The following is an 18,478-nucleotide window of genomic DNA, read 5'->3' as shown; positions in this document are numbered from 1 at the left end:
GATCGCCCGGGCGGCCTCGGCGAAGGCCGGCTGGCGCTGGACGGCCGGCAGCAGCGCGGCGAGACTCGCCAGACCACTACTTCCCCGTTCCGCGCCGGAAAGGGGGCTGGGGGATGGGGCTGCCCCGGCGGCGGGCGGCTTCGTCTGGACGCTCACTTGTTGCACTGGTTCATGGCTGCACCGATTCCCCGCCGCGCGACGATCTCGATGGCCTCGACGGCTCGATCGATGGCCGCATCGAGCTCGGTCCGCTCTTCGGGGGAGGGGAGACCTAACACGTAGTCCGCAAGACGCTGGCCATCGGTTGGGGCGCCGACGCCGATACGCAGCCGGGCGAAGTCCGTCGAGTCCAGCTCGTCCACCAGCGAGCGCATGCCATTGTGGGTGCCCGGGCCGCCGCGCTCGCGGAGCCGGACGGTCCCGACCGGCAGGTCAACGTCGTCGTAGACCACCAGGAGGGAGGTGACGGGCAGCTTGTAGATGCGAAGCAGCTCGCGGGCGGCCTCGCCGGAGAGGTTCATGTAGGTCTGCGGCTTGGCGAGGGCCACGTCGTGGCTGTTGATCGCGCCGCGCGCCAGCAGGCTCTTGCCCTTCTTGCCCGTGAAGCGGAGGCGGTGTTTGGTGGCCAGCCGGTCCAGGCAGAGAAACCCGACGTTGTGGCGCGTCGCGGAGTACTCCAGCCCGGGATTGCCCAGCCCGACGATCAGCGTGCTCGGTCCCATACCGTCTTCAGACTCTTCCTTCTCGGCAGACAGCGCAGGATCGAGCGGGCCGGTGGTGCGGCCCCGCAGTTGGTCGAGCCAGCGTTGAAACGTCGACATCTCATCCCCGGGGGACGCACACACGGGCGTTCCGAAGGTAGCGGGCATGCAAAACAAGGGCTGGTCGATGGGACCACCCCCTGCGTCGTCGCTTGACAGGAGAAGTATACCGACTATTCGGCCGGTTCCTCGGGTTGGGCGCGTTGGGCGGGCGCGGCTGTCACGCGACTGTGAGGCGTGCCGCGCAGTTCGAGGCCGACCAGTCCGCGCAGCACGTCGTCCACCTGCTCGTCGAGGGGCGGCCAGGGGAACGCGCCGACCGAGCCGCGCAGCGCAACGATCCCGTGCAGGGCTGTCCAGACGCCGATGGCCGCGCGGAACGGATCTGACGGCGGGGCGGCCCCGGCGTCGATGCAGGCGGCGATGCCCTCGGCGAGGAAGCCGAACGCCTCCGCACCGACCGGGATCGGCGGAACCGAGTCTGCTCGCTCCCTAGAGAGAGCCTCGTCTCCCTGTTCCCCCTCTGCCGCACGCGGGGGCGGGGAAGGGGGTTGGGGGGTGGGGGGCGTTCCGAAGCCGCTGTTCAGGACTGCCGGGGAGGGCGCGGCTGGCCGGCGGCCGAAGAGGACGCGGTAGGCGTTCGGGTGCTCGGTGGCGAAGCGGCAGTAGGCGAGGCAGCCGGCGCGGAGCATCTCGGCGGGTGCGTCTGGCTGCATGGCGGCCTCGCGGACAGCGGCCCCAAGCTGGGCGAAGCGGCGGCCCAGCACGGCGTGGAGCAACGCGTACTTGTCCGGGAAGTGCAGGTAGATCGAGGGAGCGGCGACGCCGGCCGCCCGCGCGACGCCCCGCAGCGACATCGCCTCAAGGTCGCCGGTCTCGGCCAGGATGCGGTCGGCCGCCGCGATCAGCTCCTCGCGCAGGCGAGCGCCCTGCCCGTGGGGATTGCGGCTTCGCCGGGCGGTGGGCGGCGCATCGGGAGCGGTCGTGGAATCAGATGCATCCGCCGCGCCAGAAAGTGCCGGCCGCTTGACAGACATCCTAACACCTGTTAGCTTATGATTGTGAACGCGTGTAAGTATATCGCCGTTCGCGGCCTCCGGAGCGACAGCATGATGCAGCACGACTCTTCGAACACGACGGTCCTTCGCCCGACGTCGCTCACCCAGTCCACGTCGTCACCGACGCCGCGGCCGTCGACGCGCACCTACCGCGCCAGCAACGAGGATCGGCAGCGGGTGGTGGACAGCTTGCAGGCGCACTACGTGGCCGGTCGGCTGGACACGACGGAGCTTGAGGCCCGGGTGGAGCGGGCACTGGCGGCGGTGACCCTGGCCGACCTCGACGCCGTGCAGGCCGATCTGCCGCCACTGGCTCCGCTGCCGCCCACCTCCTCTACGTCAACGCCTGCGCCCTCGTCGCGGGCGGGGCGTCGGGAGGCTCGCAAGCTGGCGCGGGCTGGCCGGTGCACGGCGCGCGGCGAGAGGCCGTTCCGCGCGCACCTGACCTCCTACGTGCTGGTGATCGGGCTGCTGGTGGTGATCTGGGCGCTCACGTCGCCGGGCGGCTACTTCTGGCCGATCTGGCCGGCGCTCGGGTGGGGGATCGGGCTGGCAGCGCACGGCCTGGGCGCCCGAAAGGATGCGCCAGCGCTGCCGACGGCGTAGCGCACACGATGCCTTGTCGTCCTGAGCTTGCGCTTGTCGCCCTGAGCTTGCGCTTGTCGTCCTGAGCTTGCGCTTGTCGTCCTGAGCTTGCGAAGGACCTCACCCGCTGACCGTCAACAGAAGATCCCACTCCGCTCGTTCCTCGCGTCGGTCGGGATGACAGGGGGAGTCGAGGGCGGCATGCTACAGCGATGCACCTGTCGTCCTGAGCTTGCGAAGGACCTCACCCGCTGACGCGAGCGTTGACGGTCAGCGGGTGAGGTCCTTCACGCCCCTTGCAAGCTCGGTCCGTTCAGGATGACACGGATGTCTGGGCGACCGTTCCGAAGGTCTCACTCGGGCGTAGCCTGCTCGATCCGGGCGGCGCGCTGGCGGTAGCGATCCTCGTCGGCGTAGACGCCGGTGGCCGCGATGAACCGCGCCACGACGGGCGGCACGCGCTCATGCATTCCGGACGGCAGGCTGCCGTCAGCCAGGTCTGTCCGCACGCTGCTCGACGCGACGTCCCTGAGCGCCGGCGGGAGATCGAGTGGCTGGACGGCGTGCGCGAACCGGCGATTCTCCGGCTGATCCAGCAGGGCGGCCAGGGCTGGCCCCTCGCCGTCGCCGCGCGGCGCGACCATGAACGTGGACAACTCGAAGAGCGCTGCCAGGGCGGCGTCGCGGTCGTCGTAGTAGCGCGGATCGAAGATCTGCACGATCTTGTCGTGGCCGACCAGGAAGACCAGCGCGCCGATGTCTGGATAGGCGGCGCGCAGGATGCGGGCTTGATCCACGTACAGCCCGCGATTCAGGCCCACCGTTCCCAGGCGCGCGTTCTCGTCCACCAGCAGGTCGAGCAGCAGCAGGCGGTCCTCCAACAGCGCGCCGCTGACGACCTCCTTGTCCACGGTGCGCGTGCTCAGCGAGAACCAGACGCGGTCGAGTGCGCCGCTCGCCAGCCCGGCCTCGGCGAGCGATGTGTGAGCGAGCGTCGGCGGGTTGAACGAGCCGGCCAGCAGGCCCAGGCGCTCGCCGGGCGCAGGCGGGGGGCCAGCCAGCAGGCGCAGGCTCGGGGCAGGATCGCTGGCCAGCGACCGCAGCGCCCGCCCGTGCTCGGCCAGCCGCATGAAATCGTCGAATCGCTCGCGCACGGCGCCCTCACCCCCCCAACCCCGATGCGACCACTGTAGCCGCCCCGCTTGCACACTGCCACGTACAATCTCGTAGCGTCCACGCGGGGGTGATCTGTGTCTGAGGAGCAGCGCGGCCGGATGCTGCGCTCCGAGCGCGACGTGCCGCCGGATGGCGAGCTGGTGCGCGTGCGCCGTGACGGGAAGATCGCGGCGTCGCCGGTCGGGAGCCGCGAAGAGCTTGCCGAGCACACGGCGCGCCTGGCGAAGGCGGCCCAGAAGACGGAGCCGCCGCGCCGGTTCGAGGTCCGCCGGCGCACCGACAACGAGCTGATCCTCTTCGTGGCGGACCGCCGTGAGAGCTGGATCGTGTACCCGCCGCGCTCGCAGTACGAGTTTCTGGAGCGGCCGAGCGTCCGCACGGTGCTGGTGGAGCACCACCCGTGGGAGCCGTACACCGAGAGCGTCATGCACGAGGTCGAGGCGACGCAGGGCTGCAGCGAGCATGGCCTGGCCTGCGGCGCCAGCGCGGCGATCCAGGCCGGCATTCGCCTCGGCTGGAATCCGTTCGCCTGAGCGTGCCGGGCCTGGCCCGTCCCCTGGCTCCGTTACGTGAGAGAGAAGCACAGTGCTTGTGGCCGCTGTTCTTGTGGCCGCGGACGCTGAGGCTGCTGGCCTTGACGGGGCACACAGGTTGACGGGGCACACAGGCTGCCGGCGGGCAGATGACGCAGGCATGACTTCCGAGCAAGACGTGACAGAATAGCGTGCCCGCGGCGCGCACGATCGTGCAGTCAAGCGGTGCAGACGGCCTCGGGTGTGAGGCATTCGGATATACTCCCGCCCGCTTATCGGACCCCCTGAACGGTCATGTGGCCGCCGAGGCCGGACGGGCGCTCCAGCGGTACCAGGAACATGTGAGGACGTATGACCGCGAGAGATGCGAAGACGCTGCTGCGGGAGATGATCCGCATCAGAGTGGCGGAAGAGACGGTTGGCCGCTACTACCCCGAGCAGGAGATGCGGACGCCAACGCACTTCTCGATCGGTCAGGAAGCGATCTCGGTCGGCGTGTGTCAGGCGCTGGAGCAGACGGATGCGGCCTTCAGCGGCCACCGCTGCCATGCGGAGTACCTGGCGAAGGGCGGCAGCCTGCTGGGGATGTTTGCCGAGCTGTATGGCCGCGTTGACGGCTGCTGCAAGGGCCGTGGCGGCTCCGTCCACCTGAACGACCCGTCGGTCGGGATGATCGCCTCGTCCGCGATTCTCGGCGAGATGATCGCGGCCGGGGTGGGTGCGGCCTGGGCCTTCAAGATGGACGGCTCCGACCGGGTGGCAGTGACCTTCTTCGGGGACGGCGTCACCGAAGAAGGCATCATGCACGAGTCGCTGAATTTCGCCTCGGTCATGAACGTGCCGGTGCTCTTCGTGTGCGCCAACAACGGCCTCTCGACGAACACGCCCCTCTCGGTGCGCCAGCCCAGGGGCCACCAGATCTGGAAGTGGGCGGCCGGCTACAACATCGCCTCGGAGCACGTGGACGGCAGCGATGTGTTCGCGGTGCACAAGGCCGCGCTGCGGGCCGTGGCGCACCTGCGTGCGGGCAAGGGGCCATACTTCATCGAAGCGCCGTACTATCGCACCCGCGTCCACGTCGGCTACGAGACCGACGAGATGAAGAACTACCTCTTCCGCTCGAAGGAGACCGTCGAGGCGGGCAAGGCGCTGGACCCGGTCCTGAAGGCGACCCGGAAGATGATCGCGGACGGCATCTGCACCCAGGCCGAGGTTGACGAGTGGACGGCGGCGATGGTGCGCGAGGTTGAGGACGTGGTCGTCCAGGCCAAGGCGAGCCCGTTCCCAACGGTCGATCAGCTGCTCGTCGGCGCGTACTAGGAGAGCACTGCACGATGCGAACACTGAAGTACAACCAGGCGATCAGCGAAGCCACCGTTCAGTGCATGAAGAACGACCCGAACGTCTTCGTGGCCGGCATCGGCGTGAAGGACCCGGGCGGCATCTTCGGCACGACCGAGGAAGCGAACGAGCTGTTTCCGGATCGGGTCTTCGACATCCCAAACTGTGAGAACGCCTTCGCCGGCATCACTATCGGCGCGGCGGCCGTCGGGAAGCGCCCGTTGATCGTCCACCCCCGCAACGACTTCATGTTCCTGTCCACAGACATGCTGATCAACCTGGCGGCCAAGTGGAAGTACATGTACCAGAATGGCACCAGCGTGCCGGTCGTCACGCGGGCCGTCGTGGGGCGTGGCTGGGGCCAGGGCGCGACCCACTCCCAGAGCACGCACGCGCTGTTCGCGCACTTCCCGGGCCTGTACGTTGCCACGCCGGCCTTCCCCTCCGACATCAAGGGCCTGATGGTGACGGCGCTGACCGGCGATGTGCCGGTGGTGATCCTGGAGAGCCGGGCGGTGTACGGGCTGGAGGACGAGGTTCCGGAGGAGCCCGTCGCGATCCCGTTCGGCAAGGGACGGATCATCCGCGAGGGCACGGACGTGACCATCGTCGGGGCGTCGCTGATGGCGTACGAGGCGCTGCGGGCCGCCGCGATCCTCTCCGAGCAGCACGGCATCAGCGCGGAGGTCATCGACCCGCGCAGCATCCGCCCGCTGGACGAGGAGATCATCCTCAAGTCGATCGCCAAGACGCGGCACCTTGTGGTGGCGGACACCAGTTGGGCGACCTACGGCTTCGCGGCCGAGGTTGCGGCGGTGGCTTCGGAGAAGGGCTTTGCGGACCTGCAAGCGCCCGTCCGCCGCGTGACGCTGCCGGACTCGCCGGCCCCGGTCTCCAAGCCACTGGAGGACGCCTTCCACCCCACCCCGATGTCGATTGCCCAGGCCTGCCTCGGCGTGCTGCGTCAGGAGGTCCAGGTCACCTCGCACGTGCGGGATGTCCAGGAAGCGTTCGCGGGACCATACTAAGGACGAGTTGTCGGTTATCAGTCGTCAGTTCTCAGAGGTGGACGCTGCTGACGGGCAATCTCTGACGACTGATCACTGACGACTGATGACTGATGGAGTGACCATGCAGAACATCCTGGTGATCGGCGGGGCCGGCTACGTCGGCGCTGTTCTGGTACCCAAGCTGCTCGACCAGGGGTACGCCGTTCGCGTGCTGGACCTGATGCTCTTCGGCGAGGACGTGCTCCCGCGGCACCCGAAGCTGGACGTCATCAAGGGCGACATGCGCGACAAGGACGTGCTGGCGGCGGCGAACAAGAACATGGACGCCGTGATTCAGCTCGCCTGTATCTCGAACGATCCGAGCTTCGAGCTCGACCCTGAGCTGAGCAAGTCGATCAACTTCGACGCCATCGAGCCGACCGTGGCCTTCGCCCGTGAGTTCGGTGCGAGCCGCTACGTCTACGCCTCGACCTCCAGCGTGTACGGCGTCAGCGAGGCCCCCGAGGTGACGGAGGATCATCCGCTGATCCCCCTGACCGACTACAACAAGTACAAGGGGCTCAGCGAGCCGCACGTGCTCAAGTACCAGTCGGACGACTTCACGCCGGTGATCATCCGCCCGGCGACGGTCTGCGGCTACTCGCCGCGCCTGCGGCTGGATCTGACGGTCAACATCCTGACCGCCAAGGCCGTGACGACGAAGGAAGTGACGGTCTTCGGCGGCAGCCAGAAGCGCCCGAACATCCACGTTGACGACATCGCCGAGCTGTACATCGACCTGCTGACCCGCCCGAAGGAGCAGATCAGCGGCGAGACCTTCAACGCGGCGTATGAGAACCACACCGTCGCGCAGCTGGCCGAGATCGTGCGGAGCACGGTCATGCGCGAGATGCCGGACCTCGGCGAGATCTCGATCACGACGACGCCGAGCAACGATCTCCGCAGCTATCACGTCTCCTCCGCCAAGATCAAGAACAAGCTGGGCTGGGAGCCGAAGCGGACCATCGACGATGCGGTGGTCGGGCTGTGCCAGGCGTTCAAGGACGGCCGCATCCCGATGGACGCCCTGGCCGACACGAAGTACATCAACGTGAAGACGGTCCAGGCGGCAGGCCTGAAGTAAGTTGCGAGTTGTCAGCTTTCAGTTGTCAGAGGTAGGCCGCATCTGGAGATTCCCCTCTGATACCTGAAGGCTGATCACCGACAACTCGCCAGGGAGCGACAGTGACCCAGCGCGCAATTGTCACCGGTGGGGCCGGGTTCATCGGCAGCCACATGGTGGATCTGCTGATCGAGCGCGGCTTCCACGTCGCCGTGATCGACAACCTGAGTCGGGGCGACCTCCGGAAGCTGGCCCACCATAAAGATGAGCCTCGGCTCGAGATCCACCAGATTGACATGGCGACGCTGCCCGCTGACTCGCCGATCTTCGCGGGCGTCGACTACGTCTTCCACTTCGGCGGCCTCGGGGACATCGTCCCGTCTATCGAGCACCCGCTAGAGTACACTCACGCGAACATCACCGGCACGCTGAGCGTCCTCGAAGCGGCTCGGCACCATCAGGTCAAGAAGTTCGTGTACGCCGCCTCGTCGTCGTGCTACGGGGCCAACCCGGTCGTGCCGACACCTGAATCGGCCACCATCCAGCCGGAGTACCCGTACGCCTTCAGCAAGTGGGCCGGCGAGGAAGCGGTGTTCCACTGGGGCAAAGTCTACGGCTTGCCGGTGGCCTCGATCCGGATGTTCAATGTGTACGGGCCGCGCGTCCGCACCACCGGCGTCTACGGCGCGGTCTTCGGCGTCTTCCTGGCGCAGAAGCTCGACGGCAAACCGTTCACGGTGGTGGGCGACGGCACGCAGACGCGCGACTTCGTGTACGTCACGGACGTCGCCCGGGCGTTCCTGCTGGCGGCAGAATCAGATGTGACCGGCGAGGTGTTCAACCTCGGTGCGGGAAACCCCCAGGCCGTCAACCGGCTGGTAGAGTTGATCGGCGGGGAGATCACGTACATCCCGAAGCGGCCCGGTGAGCCCGATTGCACGTGGGCAGACATTTCGAAGATTCAGCGGGTGCTCGGCTGGAAGCCCGTCGTCTCGTTCGAGGACGGCGTGGCGAACATGCTGCGGCACATTGACGATTGGAAGGATGCCCCGGTCTGGACCCCAGACTCAATCGAGAAGGCGACGGAGACGTGGTTCAAATTCCTGACGCGCTGAAGCTCAAGACGCAGTACGGACACAAGATCAAGAACCTGCAGGAGCTGCGCGAGGCAATCGGCCCGCGCCCTCGCAAGAAGTCCGTCATCATGTGCCATGGCACGTTCGACATCGTGCATCCGGGGCATCTTCGTCACCTGATGTACGCGAAGGAGAAGGCTGATCTCCTGATCGCGAGCGTGACGGCGGACGTGCACATCATGAAGGCGAACCACCGGCCGTATGTGCCGCAGGAGCTGCGCGCGGCGAACCTCGCGGCCCTGGAGATGGTCGACTTCGTCATCGTCGATCCGAACCCGACGCCCATCGAGCAGATGCGCTTCCTCCAGCCTGACTACTTCGCCAAGGGGTACGAGTACTTCGCGAACGGCGTCCCGCCGAAGACGCAGGAAGAGCTCGACACCCTGGCCGAGTACGGCGGCGAGATGGTGTTCACGCCGGGCGACGTGGTCTACTCGTCGTCGGCGCTGATCGAGTCGTCGCCGCCGAACCTGGGCATCGAGAAGCTGCTGGCGCTGATGGACTCCGAGGGCATCGGCTTCGACGACCTGCGGAACACGCTGCACGGTCTGACCGGCCTGAAGGTGCACGTCATCGGCGACACCATCGTGGACACCTACTCGTACTGCTCGTTGCTCGGGGCGACGGCCAAGTCGCCGACGTTCAGCGTCAAGCTGGATCAGAGCGAGCGGTTCGCGGGCGGCGCGGCGGTCGTGGCGCGCCACATGAAGACGGCCGGGGCCGACGTGACCTTCACGACGGTCCTCGGGAACGACGAGCTGCGCCAGTTCGTGCTGGACGATCTGGACCGGGCCGGCATCAAGGTCCACGCCTACATCGACCCGACCCGCCCCACAACCCACAAGGAGCGTTTCCTGACCGACGGCTACAAGATGCTCCAGGTGGACCGGGTGGACAACCGGAGCGTCGGGCCGCGCGCGATGGAGTCGCTGACGAAGTCGATTCGGGAGGCCGACAGCGACCTCGTCATCTTCAGCGACTTCCGCCACGGCATCTTCAACCGCCAGACCATCGGCGAGCTGACGGCGGCGATCCCTGAAGGGGTGCTCAAGGCTGCCGACAGCCAGGTGTCGAATCGCTGGGGCAACATCCTCGACTTTGTGGGCTTCGACCTGATCACTCCGAACGAGCGCGAGGCGCGCTTCGCCCTTGGAGACCAGGACTCGGTGGTCCGGCCGCTGGCGATGGAGCTGTTCCGGCGCTCGCAGTCGCGCTACCTGATCCTCAAGCTGGGCGAGCGCGGGCTGATCTCCTACCGCAGTCCCGGGCCGCAGCCGCGCGAGTTCTTCACCATCGACAACTTCGTGGAGCACCTCGAAGACCCCATCGGGGCCGGCGACGCGCTGCTCTCCTACGCGTCGATGGCGATTGCCCGCACCAACAACATCGTGATCGCGTCGATCCTCGGCGCGATTGGCGCGGCGGTGGTCTGCGAGCGGCAGGGGAACACGCCAGTCACCCCGCACGAGGTGGACGAGAAGATCTCGGCGCTGGAGCGGCGGGCGGCGTTCACGCACGCGTAGGGCCTCCCGCCCCGGCTCGCGAGGGCCTGCAAGAAGGACGGTGTCGATTGCGGTACCTCGTTGCCGGCCTGGGCAACATCGGGCAGCGGCGCACGGCGCTGCTTGGCGCGCGGTGCGTTGCGACGGCTGACCCGTTCAACCCGATTGCCGACTATCGCTCGGTGAAGGATGCGCCGCTCAACGCGTTTGACGCGGCGGTGCTGGCGATCCCTGACGACGACAAAATCGACCTGGTCACCTACTTGCTGGAGCACGGCAAGCACGTCCTGGTCGAGAAGCCGCTGCCGCTGCCAGATGCGGAGACGGTGGCTCGGCTGGAGTCGCTGGCGCACGGGCACGGCGTGGCCCTGTACACCGCGTACAACCATCGCTTCGAGCCGATGCTGGTCGCGTTCAAGGAGCAGATGGACGCCGGGGCGATCGGCGAGGTCTACCACGGGCGGCTGTTCTATGGGAACGGGACCGTCAAGCACGTCGCCGGCACCTGGCGGGACCAGGGCCTCGGCGCGATCCAGGACCTGAGCTGCCACCTGCTCGATCTGATGGCGTTCACGGGTATCGCCGAGGTCAGGCCGGGGGCTGGCACGGCCGGCGGCGAGGGCGGCCTGGGTATGCAGCTGGTCTCCGCGCTGAGCATCGAGACGGTCGCCCCAGACCGGGCGATCATCATGTCGTCGGACGGCCGGTTCGTGCTGGAGATGATGTACCACTCCTGGCGGAACAACTTCGCCTTCGAGCTGTACGGCCACGATGGCTCGATCCACTGCCTGGGCCTGCGAAAATGGGGCGGCAGCGAGCTGATCGTGCGGAAGCGGGTCTTCCCGAGCGGTCGGCCGGAGGAGACGCGGCAAACGGACCAGGGCGTTGATGTGACCTGGGAGCTTGAGGTCGAGTACTTCGAGCGGCTGTGCGCGGCCGGCGGCGCCACTACCGATCTGGCGACCGACTGGTGGATCGCGAAGACGCTGCGGAGCCTGGAAGCTGCTCTTGGCAGGTTGAGATAGGGACCCTCACTCCCCGGAAGGAACATCCATGTCAGCAGCCAGTACGCCGCCGCCCACCGGGGTGATCGGCCTGTCGCACCTGGGGATCGTGTATGGGACGGCCTGGGCCTCGTTCGGGCAGCCGGTCATCGCCGTGGACGCCGACCGGCAGGCCGTCGAGCGGCTCCGGTCCGGCGACCCGATAGTGCTGGAGCCGGGGCTGCCGGAGCTCCTGGAGAAGGCGCGCCCGTACGTCACCTACACCGACGATTTCTCGCGGCTGGCCGAATGCCCGCTGGTCATCGTGGCGCGCGACATCCCCACGGACGAGCAGAATCGCAGCGACATCGGCGCGGTGCAGCGGCTGATCGACATGGCGATCCCCCATCTGCGGCAAGACTCGGCGCTGGTGGTGATGTGCCAGGTGCCGCCCGGCTTCAACCGCAAGCTCGGCGAGCAGATCCGCGCCCAGCGGCCCGATCTGCGCGTCAAGAACTACTACTGGGTGGAGACGCTGGCGTTCGGGTGGGCCGTCGAGCGGGCGATGCAGCCGGAGCGGCTGATCGTGTCGGCGGAGGATCCGTCGGCGCCGCTGCCGCCACAGTTGCAGGCCGGGTTGGAGCAGTTCGGCTGTCCCATCGTCAAGATGGGCTTCGAGAGCGCCGAGCTGACGAAGACGGCCATCAACATCTACCTGATCGGCGCGGTGACGTACGCCAACGCGCTGGCCGACCTCTGCGAGGCGGTCGGTGCGGACTGGTCCGAGATGGTGCCGGCCCTGCGGCTCGACAGGCGGATCGGGCAGTCGGCGTACATCCGTCCGAGCCTCGGGGTGGCCGGCGGCAACCTCGAACGGGATCTGGTGACGCTCCGGCAGCTTGGCGCGACGCACGATGTCGAGACGTTGTACCTGGACGCCCTCCAGGCGGCGAACAACTCGCGCTTCGACTGGGTGCACCGCAAGCTGACCGAGCGGCTGCTGGCCCGAGGCGGCGCGACCGGCACGGTGGCGATCTGGGGCCTGACCTACAAGAAGGACACGAAATCCACCAAGAACTCGCCGGCGTTGCGGCTGCTCGCGGAGATCGATCCGCGCCTGACGCTCAAGGCCTGGGACCCGGCCGTCGGGCTGGACGAGGTCCGCGCGAACGGCATCAGCACGCCGCTGATGGTGGTGAAGTCGCGCGATGCCGCCCTCGACGACGCCGACTGCCTGGCGATCATGGCGGACTGGGACACGTTCGGGCAGGCGGACCTCGACGCGATCCGGACGCGGATGCGCCGTCCGCTGGTGATCGATACGGTCGGGGTGCTCCAGAAGCGCCGCGCCGAGATGGCCGGCATCGAGTACGTCGTGATGGGCCGGTAGATCGCCCGCACCCCGCAACGGGTGCAGGCGATCGCGCTACTTCTTCCCGGCGGCCTGGATCGCCTGCCAGACCCGGCCCGATGTTGCGGGCATGTCGAAGTCCCGGATGCCCAGCGGCAGCAGCGCGTCCAGCACGGCGCTCCGGAGGGTCGGCGTCGAGCCGATGGTGCCGGCCTCGCCGACCCCCTTCACGCCGAGCGGATTGCGGTCTGTCAGCGTCACCGTGCGGTGCAGTTCGAACGGGGGCAGCCCGTGGGCGGTGGGCATGGCGTAGTCGCCCATCGTGCCGGTGATCAGTTGCCCCTCATCGTCGTAGGCGACGCGCTCGCAGAACGCCTGCCCGTACCCCTGCACGATGCCACCGTGGCGCTGGCCGTCGAGCAGCAGCGGGTTGATGACGTTGCCGACGTCGTCCACGGCCAGGAAGCGCTGCCAGTCCACCCGGCCCGTCTCACGGTCGATCTCGACCACGGCGATGTGGACGCCGAACGGGTAGACCGAGCCGGTCGGCTTGAAGAAGCGGGTGGACTCCAGGCCCGGCTCGTCGCCGGCCGGGACGTTCCCCCCGTAGGCCGCCTGGGCGATCTCCCGCAGCGTGCGCGCGCGGTCGGTGCCGGCGACCGTCCACAGGCCGTCCTGCAGCTCGATGTCCTCGGCCGACGCCTCCAGCAGGTGGGCGGCGATCCTCAGCACCTTCTCGCGGAGGTGGCCGGCCGTGATCGCCATCGCGCCGCCGCCGACCGCCGCGCCACGGCTGCCGAACGTGCCGACGCCGGTGGCGGTCTTCGCCGTGTCGCCGTGCTCGACCACGATCCGGTCGATGGGCACGCCGAGCGTGTCGCCGACGATCTGCGCCAGCGACGTGGCGGTGCCCTGCCCGTGCGGCGAGAGGCCGGTGTAGATCGTGACGGTCCCGGTCGGCTCGACGCGGGCGGTGGCGCTCTCCCAGGGACCGGGGCCACAGACCTCGACGTAGGCCGCCAGCCCGATCCCGACCAGCCGGCCCCCGGCGCGGGCCTGCGCCTGCTCCTCCCGAAGCCTGGCGTAGCCGGCGGCGTCGAGCGCCGCGTTCAACGCCAGCTCATAATCGCCGGAGTCGTAGTCCGCGCCAAACGGCGTCTTGTGGGGGAAGCGATCCTTCGGGACGAAGTTGACGCGCCGGACCTCGGCCGGGTCCAGCCCCAGCTCGTGGGCGACGCGGTCCATCAGGCATTCGAGCAGGAACGTCGCTTCGGGGCGGCCGGCTCCCCGGTACGCCCCGACGGGCGTCTTGTTGGTCATGACGCTGCGTAGCTCGTAGCGGCAGTTGGGGATATCGTAGGTGCCGGGCAGCATCATGCCGGTCAGCATGCCCATGACCGGGTTGACGTACTGGTAGTAGCCGCCCAGGTCGCAGATGGCGGTGACGCTGAGCGCGGTCACCTTGCCGTTCGGCTCGACGGCCGCCTCAACAACGTCGATCTGGTCGCGGGCGTGCGCCGCTGCCAGGAAGTTCTCGGAGCGTGTCTCCGACCATTTGACGGGCCGGCCCAGCCGCATCGCGACGATGGACGCCGCGACTTCCTCGGGTGCGATGTCTACCTTGTTGCCGAACCCGCCGCCGACCTCTGGCGCAATCGCGCGGATCTTGTTCTCGGGCAGGTCCAGGATCACGGCGAGGCGGGTACGCAGGCCGTGCGGAATCTGGGTGGATGACCAGATCGTCAGCTCGCCCTCGTCGCCGGGCCGGGCCGGGCGCCAGTCTGCGAGACAGCCTCGACACTCCATGGCGGCCGGCAGGACGCGCTGGTTGTGGATCCGGAAACGGACGGCGCGGGGAGCGGCGGCGAACGCGCCGTCGGGATCCCCACAGGCGAGGCTCTGGGTCAGCCCGACGTTTGTGCCCCACGCGTCGTACAACAGGGGGGCGTCGGGGTCCATGGCGCGCTCGGGATCGACCACCACGGGCAGCGGTTCGTAGTCTACGGCGACGAGGTCGGCGGCGTCACGCGCGCCGTAGCGCGTCCCGGCGACCACGATGGCGACCGGGTCGCCCACGTAGCGCGCCCGGTCCGTGGCGAGCGGCCCGCGTTCCATGACGTGGACGTTGTCGAACGGGTCGAGGCTGATCTCCAGCGGGAGCGGGGCCTTGACGGCATCGGCGAAGTCTGCAGCGGTGTACACGGCTACCACGTCGGGCTGGGCCAGGGCTGCGGCGGGGTCGATGGACAGGATGCGCGCGTGGGCATACGGGCTGCGGACGACGTGCAGGTAGAGCATGCCCGGCAGCTGGAGATCGTCGACGTAGGTGGCGGTTCCGGTCAGCAGGCGGGCGTCCTCGCGGCGGCGCACGGGCTGCCCGAGGAGCTTCGGCAACGGCGCCGTGGTGGTCGTCATCGTGATCCTCGCACACGGATGCTGGCAGCACAGCGGCGGCGGAGCGCGCGAACGGCGTGCGGCTGCAATCCGGCCGGGGCCGGGGCAACGCATCGCCGGGAAGGCCGCCGAGCCATTGACAGCCAGAATTGAGTTCGGTAGCATTCTAATCGATTTGCGCCCGTCGCCAGAGGGAGCCAGCAGCCGTCTTTGGCGCTGACCGGCACGGGTGCGTCAGTCCCGCTGCGAGCCTTCGAGGACGGGGCTCCGGACGTGTACCGCGAGGGAGCGAGCGATGTCTGATCAGTTGTCGAGGCGGGTGAGCCGCCGCCAGGTTCTGCAAGTGATGTCCCTGTCGGCAGCCGGCGCGCTGCTGGCGGCCTGCGGCGGCGCCCAGCCGGCTGCCCCGGCCAAGCCGGCCGAGTCGAAGCCAGCAGAGTCCAAGCCGGCAGAGTCCAAGCCGGCAGCCCCGGCCGCGCAGCCGGCTGCCACCACTGCCGCCGCACCGGCTGCTGCCGCGCCCGCTGGCGCGCAGGCCCCGGCCGTCTCCAAGGCGCAGGCCGGCAAGACCATCAAGTTCGGTGCGCTGGCAAACTTCAAGGGCGATGCGCTCGAGAAGTCGATCCCGGCCTTCGAGCAGGCGTCGGGCATCAAGGTGCAGCTTGACAAGCTGCCGCTGGAGAACCTTGTCGACAAACTGACGGTGTCGCTGGCTGGCGGCAGCACCGACTACGACATCGCGATGATCGACGAGCCGTGGGTGGCGGGACTCTCGCCGTACCTGCAGCCGCTGGACGAGCTGGCCACGAAGGACAAGTTCGATACCGGCATGTTCGTGGCGAAGGCCCTGGGCGCCGGCACCTACAAGAACGCGAAGGTGGCGTTCCCGCTGGATCCGAACGTCCAGATGGTCTGGTACCGCAAGGATCTGCTGGACGCCAAGGGCCTGAAGCCGCCGACTAACCTGGACGACCTGATCGCGGCGGCCGAGAAGCTGCACGATCCGGCCAACGACGTCTCGGGCATCTCCATCTCGGCCAAGAAGGAAGCCCAGACGATGGTCGCGGCGATCACGCTGCTCTGGAAGGAGGGCGGCGAGGTCATCACGCCAGACGGGAAGTTCGGGTTCGACAGCCCGGCCGGCCTCAAGGCGTTCGAGACCTACCAGCGCATCCTGAAGGTGGCTCCACAGGGCTCGCTGGCCTACGGCGGCGCCGAGCAGCTTGACTCCTTTTACCAGGGCAAGGTCGCGACGATCCTCTACTGGGCGTCGGCTGGCCCGAACGCCATCGACCCGGCCAAGTCGAAGATTGCCGACAAGGTGGGCTGGACGAGCATCCCGAACGCCATGAGCGGCGTCTGGGTGCTGGGCATCCCGAAGTCGAGCAAGAACATCGAAGCGGCCTGGGAGTACATGAAGTGGCAGACCGGCCCGGCCGGCAGCCTGCCGTTCACGAACGCTGGCGGTGGCCACTCGGCGGCCACCGAGGTGCTCAAGAGTGCCGACTTCGTGAAGAAGTACCCGTGGGCGCCAGACCTGACCAAGGCGCTGGAAGGCTCGAAGGCCCGCCCGCAGACGCCGCACTGGACGGCCATCCAGACGGCCATCGTCGACATGTCGACGGCGATCCTGTCCGGGCAGCAGACGGCGGCGCAGGCCACGAAGGCGGCCGGCGAGCAATTGGCGACGTACCTCAAATCGTAGTCCTGGGTTCTGGGCTTCGGGTTCTGGGGGTGGCCACCGCCCCCAGAACCGATCGTGTAGTCGCGTGTGCGTGGCGCGCCGTAGCTAAATCCCCGCACCGGATCCACATCCAGCCGTATAGTCGCCGAGCGCCCCGCCGTCCGTGGGCGTGTGCGAGACGCCGCGCGGCTCGCTCCCGCGCACTGGATGTGCCTTGATGATCCCCTGGTCCGAACGCGCAGGAGGCCGCCGCGCCGCCTTTCCAACGCCGCGGGGTGTGGGCGCTGCCATGCGCGCCACCATCTCCCTGCTGCTCCTCCTGACCCTCGCGCTGCCTGCCGTGTCCCCGCCCCCGGCCCTGGCCGAGCCCGCTGAAGCGCCCGGAGCGCCGGTCAACCCGCTGCGGGCCTGGTACTTCGCGGAGGGGAACAGCCGCAACGGCTTCGAGACCTACTTCACCCTCCGAAACCTTGCCGACGAGCCGGCCGCCGTCACGGCCCTGTACAGCCGCGACGATGGCATTCGGCTCACCCAGTGGATCGGGATCGAGCCACGTGCCCGGCTGAGCCTGAACGCCAACGACATCGTCGGGGCGCGGGCGTTCGGCGCGACGTTCCTGGCAGACCAGGATATCGTGGTGGAGCGGACCACCATCTGGGGGCCGGGCCAGAACGGCGAGACGACGGTCGGGTTTGCGCCGGACGGCGGCCAGCGCTGGTACTTCGCGGAGGGGACCACGCGCGGCAGGGCCACCACCTACTTCGTGACCCAGAACCTGACCGACCTGCCGGCCGTGGTGACCGCCGCCTTCATGCGCGACGATGGCAAGCCGGCCCAGCGGCAGTTCTGGCTCGCGCCCCGCGCCCGTGACGCCTTCCGGGTGAACGACCTGCTGCCGGATGCCGCGTTCAGCGCCAGCTTCACGGCGGACCAGGACATCGTCGTTGAGCGCACCATCATGACCGAGGGTGAGCGTCCGCCGACGGCTCGCCGCTCACGCGAGGACAAGGGGCCGAACGTCCAGACGAACGGCCAGACCGACGACAACTTCGCGATGGCCCGCAACGCGACCGGTATCTACGGCGGTCTGGGCTACCTCGGGAGCAGCGCCGAGCCGGGCCTCCGGACCTGGGAGTTCGCGGAGGGCAGCACGCGCGCGCCGTATTCGACCAACTTTGTGCTGTTCAATCCAGGGCAGCAGCCGACCACCGTGCGGCTGATCTTCCGCCTGGAGCCGGGCGGCGTCCGCGAGCACACCGTGCAGGCGCCGGCACAGAGTCGCGTGGCGGTGGATCCGCGCGACATCGTGCCGGCCGCCGACTTCGCCACGACCATCCTGGCGGACCGGCCGATTGTCGCCGAGCGGGCCTACCTCTCCAGCGGCGACGGGGTCTACGGCGCGCTGGGGCACACCGTTCGGACGGCGAGCAAGGACGCGCGCGACTGGTACTTCGCCGAGGGCAACACGACGAGCCAGATTCAGCAGTATTTCGTGCTGTTCAACCTGAGTGAGCGCGACACCCAGGTTCGGGGCACCTACTACGTGGAGGGGGCCGGCACGCGCGAGCAGACCCTGACCCTGCCGGCCGGCCAGCGGCTGGCCGTGCGCGCCAACGACACCGTTGGCGAAGGGGTGTTCGCGGCGCGCTTCTCGGCTGACCAGAACGTGGTGGTGGAGCGGACGGCGTACCTGCCGGGCGGGTCTGGCTACACGACGCTCGGGAGCGGCGCCGGCCGCCCCTGAGCAGGCCGTGGGCCGTGGGCCGTGGGCCGTGGGCCGTGGGCCGTGGGCCGTGGGCCGTGGGCCGTGGGCCGTGGGCCGTGGGCCGTGGGCCGTGGGCCGTGGGCCGTGGGCCGTGGGC

Annotated in this window: 15 protein-coding genes; 11 read left to right on the top strand and 4 right to left on the bottom strand. The window is 68.5% G+C overall.

What is annotated here, in order from left to right; genetic code table 11:
• Positions 1-152: 152 nt before the first annotated feature.
• Entirely contained in the window at positions 153-722 is a 570-nt protein-coding gene (locus IT306_04025; GenBank protein MCC7367564.1) for an aminoacyl-tRNA hydrolase, read from the bottom strand.
• A 212-nt stretch (positions 723-934) separates the two neighbouring features.
• Positions 935-1,798 (bottom strand): TetR/AcrR family transcriptional regulator, encoded by an 864-nt coding sequence (locus tag IT306_04020; GenBank protein MCC7367563.1) that lies wholly within the window; start codon positions 1,796-1,798, stop codon positions 935-937.
• Between the two features lie 72 nt (positions 1,799-1,870).
• On the opposite strand from IT306_04020, the gene IT306_04015 reads away from it, so the two are divergent.
• Complete coding sequence (locus tag IT306_04015) at positions 1,871-2,425, top strand: DUF1707 domain-containing protein (GenBank protein ID MCC7367562.1); 555 nt, start codon at positions 1,871-1,873, stop codon at positions 2,423-2,425.
• 332 nt (positions 2,426-2,757) lie between these two features.
• Here IT306_04015 and IT306_04010 read toward each other — a convergent pair whose 3' ends face one another.
• The gene (locus tag IT306_04010; GenBank protein ID MCC7367561.1) at positions 2,758-3,558 is read right to left on the bottom strand and encodes a hypothetical protein; all 801 of its coding nucleotides are present in this window, start codon (positions 3,556-3,558) and stop codon (positions 2,758-2,760) included.
• Between the two features lie 96 nt (positions 3,559-3,654).
• Here IT306_04010 and IT306_04005 point away from each other — a divergent pair, with 96 nt between their 5' ends.
• The 8 genes from IT306_04005 (at position 3,655) to IT306_03970 (ending at position 12,577) form a co-directional block, all read left to right on the top strand.
• Entirely contained in the window at positions 3,655-4,113 is a 459-nt protein-coding gene (locus IT306_04005; protein ID MCC7367560.1) for a hypothetical protein, read from the top strand.
• A gap of 387 nt (positions 4,114-4,500) precedes the next feature.
• Positions 4,501-5,433 carry a thiamine pyrophosphate-dependent dehydrogenase E1 component subunit alpha gene (locus tag IT306_04000; protein ID MCC7367559.1) on the top strand — a complete coding sequence of 311 codons (933 nt, stop codon included), beginning with the start codon at positions 4,501-4,503 and terminating at the stop codon, positions 5,431-5,433.
• Between the two features lie 14 nt (positions 5,434-5,447).
• A complete protein-coding gene (locus IT306_03995; GenBank protein MCC7367558.1) occupies positions 5,448-6,482 on the top strand; it encodes an alpha-ketoacid dehydrogenase subunit beta in 1,035 nt (344 codons plus the stop codon).
• A gap of 85 nt (positions 6,483-6,567) precedes the next feature.
• The gene (locus IT306_03990) at positions 6,568-7,587 is read left to right on the top strand and encodes an SDR family oxidoreductase (protein MCC7367557.1); all 1,020 of its coding nucleotides are present in this window, start codon (positions 6,568-6,570) and stop codon (positions 7,585-7,587) included.
• 101 nt (positions 7,588-7,688) lie between these two features.
• A complete protein-coding gene (locus IT306_03985) occupies positions 7,689-8,681 on the top strand; it encodes an SDR family oxidoreductase (protein MCC7367556.1) in 993 nt (330 codons plus the stop codon).
• The gene (locus IT306_03980) at positions 8,666-10,225 is read left to right on the top strand and encodes an adenylyltransferase/cytidyltransferase family protein (GenBank protein ID MCC7367555.1); all 1,560 of its coding nucleotides are present in this window, start codon (positions 8,666-8,668) and stop codon (positions 10,223-10,225) included. The genes IT306_03985 and IT306_03980 overlap by 16 nt, the downstream gene beginning before the upstream one ends.
• 47 nt (positions 10,226-10,272) lie before the next feature.
• Complete coding sequence (locus tag IT306_03975) at positions 10,273-11,229, top strand: Gfo/Idh/MocA family oxidoreductase (GenBank protein MCC7367554.1); 957 nt, start codon at positions 10,273-10,275, stop codon at positions 11,227-11,229.
• Positions 11,230-11,257: 28 nt separating this feature from the next.
• Positions 11,258-12,577, top strand: coding sequence for a nucleotide sugar dehydrogenase (locus tag IT306_03970; protein MCC7367553.1), 1,320 nt, complete (start codon positions 11,258-11,260; stop codon positions 12,575-12,577).
• Between the two features lie 36 nt (positions 12,578-12,613).
• Here IT306_03970 and IT306_03965 read toward each other — a convergent pair whose 3' ends face one another.
• Complete coding sequence (locus IT306_03965; protein MCC7367552.1) at positions 12,614-14,953, bottom strand: xanthine dehydrogenase family protein molybdopterin-binding subunit; 2,340 nt, start codon at positions 14,951-14,953, stop codon at positions 12,614-12,616.
• A gap of 274 nt (positions 14,954-15,227) precedes the next feature.
• Here IT306_03965 and IT306_03960 point away from each other — a divergent pair, with 274 nt between their 5' ends.
• Positions 15,228-16,637, top strand: coding sequence for an extracellular solute-binding protein (locus tag IT306_03960; GenBank protein MCC7367551.1), 1,410 nt, complete (start codon positions 15,228-15,230; stop codon positions 16,635-16,637).
• A 268-nt stretch (positions 16,638-16,905) separates the two neighbouring features.
• On the top strand, positions 16,906-18,360 hold the full coding sequence (locus tag IT306_03955) for a hypothetical protein (protein MCC7367550.1): 1,455 nt from the start codon (positions 16,906-16,908) through the stop codon (positions 18,358-18,360).
• Positions 18,361-18,478: the final 118 nt, after the last annotated feature.

The sequence above is a fragment of the Chloroflexota bacterium genome (assembly GCA_020850535.1).
In the GTDB taxonomy this organism is placed as follows: domain Bacteria; phylum Chloroflexota; class UBA6077; order UBA6077; family JACCZL01; genus JADZEM01.
Note: the sequence above shows the minus strand (reverse complement) of the source record. Positions and strands in the feature narration are given on the sequence as shown.

Excerpts from the sequence above, each read along its gene's own strand:
- IT306_03995 (MCC7367558.1), top strand. The coding sequence starts at position 5,448 with ATGCGAACACTGAAGTACAACCAGGCGATCAGCGAAGCCACCGTTCAG.
- IT306_04015 (MCC7367562.1), top strand. The coding sequence starts at position 1,871 with ATGATGCAGCACGACTCTTCGAACACGACGGTCCTTCGCCCGACGTCG.
- IT306_03960 (MCC7367551.1), top strand. The coding sequence starts at position 15,228 with ATGTCTGATCAGTTGTCGAGGCGGGTGAGCCGCCGCCAGGTTCTGCAA.
- IT306_03970 (MCC7367553.1), top strand. The coding sequence starts at position 11,258 with ATGTCAGCAGCCAGTACGCCGCCGCCCACCGGGGTGATCGGCCTGTCG.
- IT306_03965 (MCC7367552.1), bottom strand. The coding sequence starts at position 14,953 with ATGACGACCACCACGGCGCCGTTGCCGAAGCTCCTCGGGCAGCCCGTG.
- IT306_04020 (MCC7367563.1), bottom strand. The coding sequence starts at position 1,798 with ATGTCTGTCAAGCGGCCGGCACTTTCTGGCGCGGCGGATGCATCTGAT.
- IT306_04025 (MCC7367564.1), bottom strand. The coding sequence starts at position 722 with ATGGGACCGAGCACGCTGATCGTCGGGCTGGGCAATCCCGGGCTGGAG.
- IT306_03990 (MCC7367557.1), top strand. The coding sequence starts at position 6,568 with ATGACTGATGGAGTGACCATGCAGAACATCCTGGTGATCGGCGGGGCC.
- IT306_03955 (MCC7367550.1), top strand. The coding sequence starts at position 16,906 with ATGCGCGCCACCATCTCCCTGCTGCTCCTCCTGACCCTCGCGCTGCCT.
- IT306_04000 (MCC7367559.1), top strand. The coding sequence starts at position 4,501 with ATGATCCGCATCAGAGTGGCGGAAGAGACGGTTGGCCGCTACTACCCC.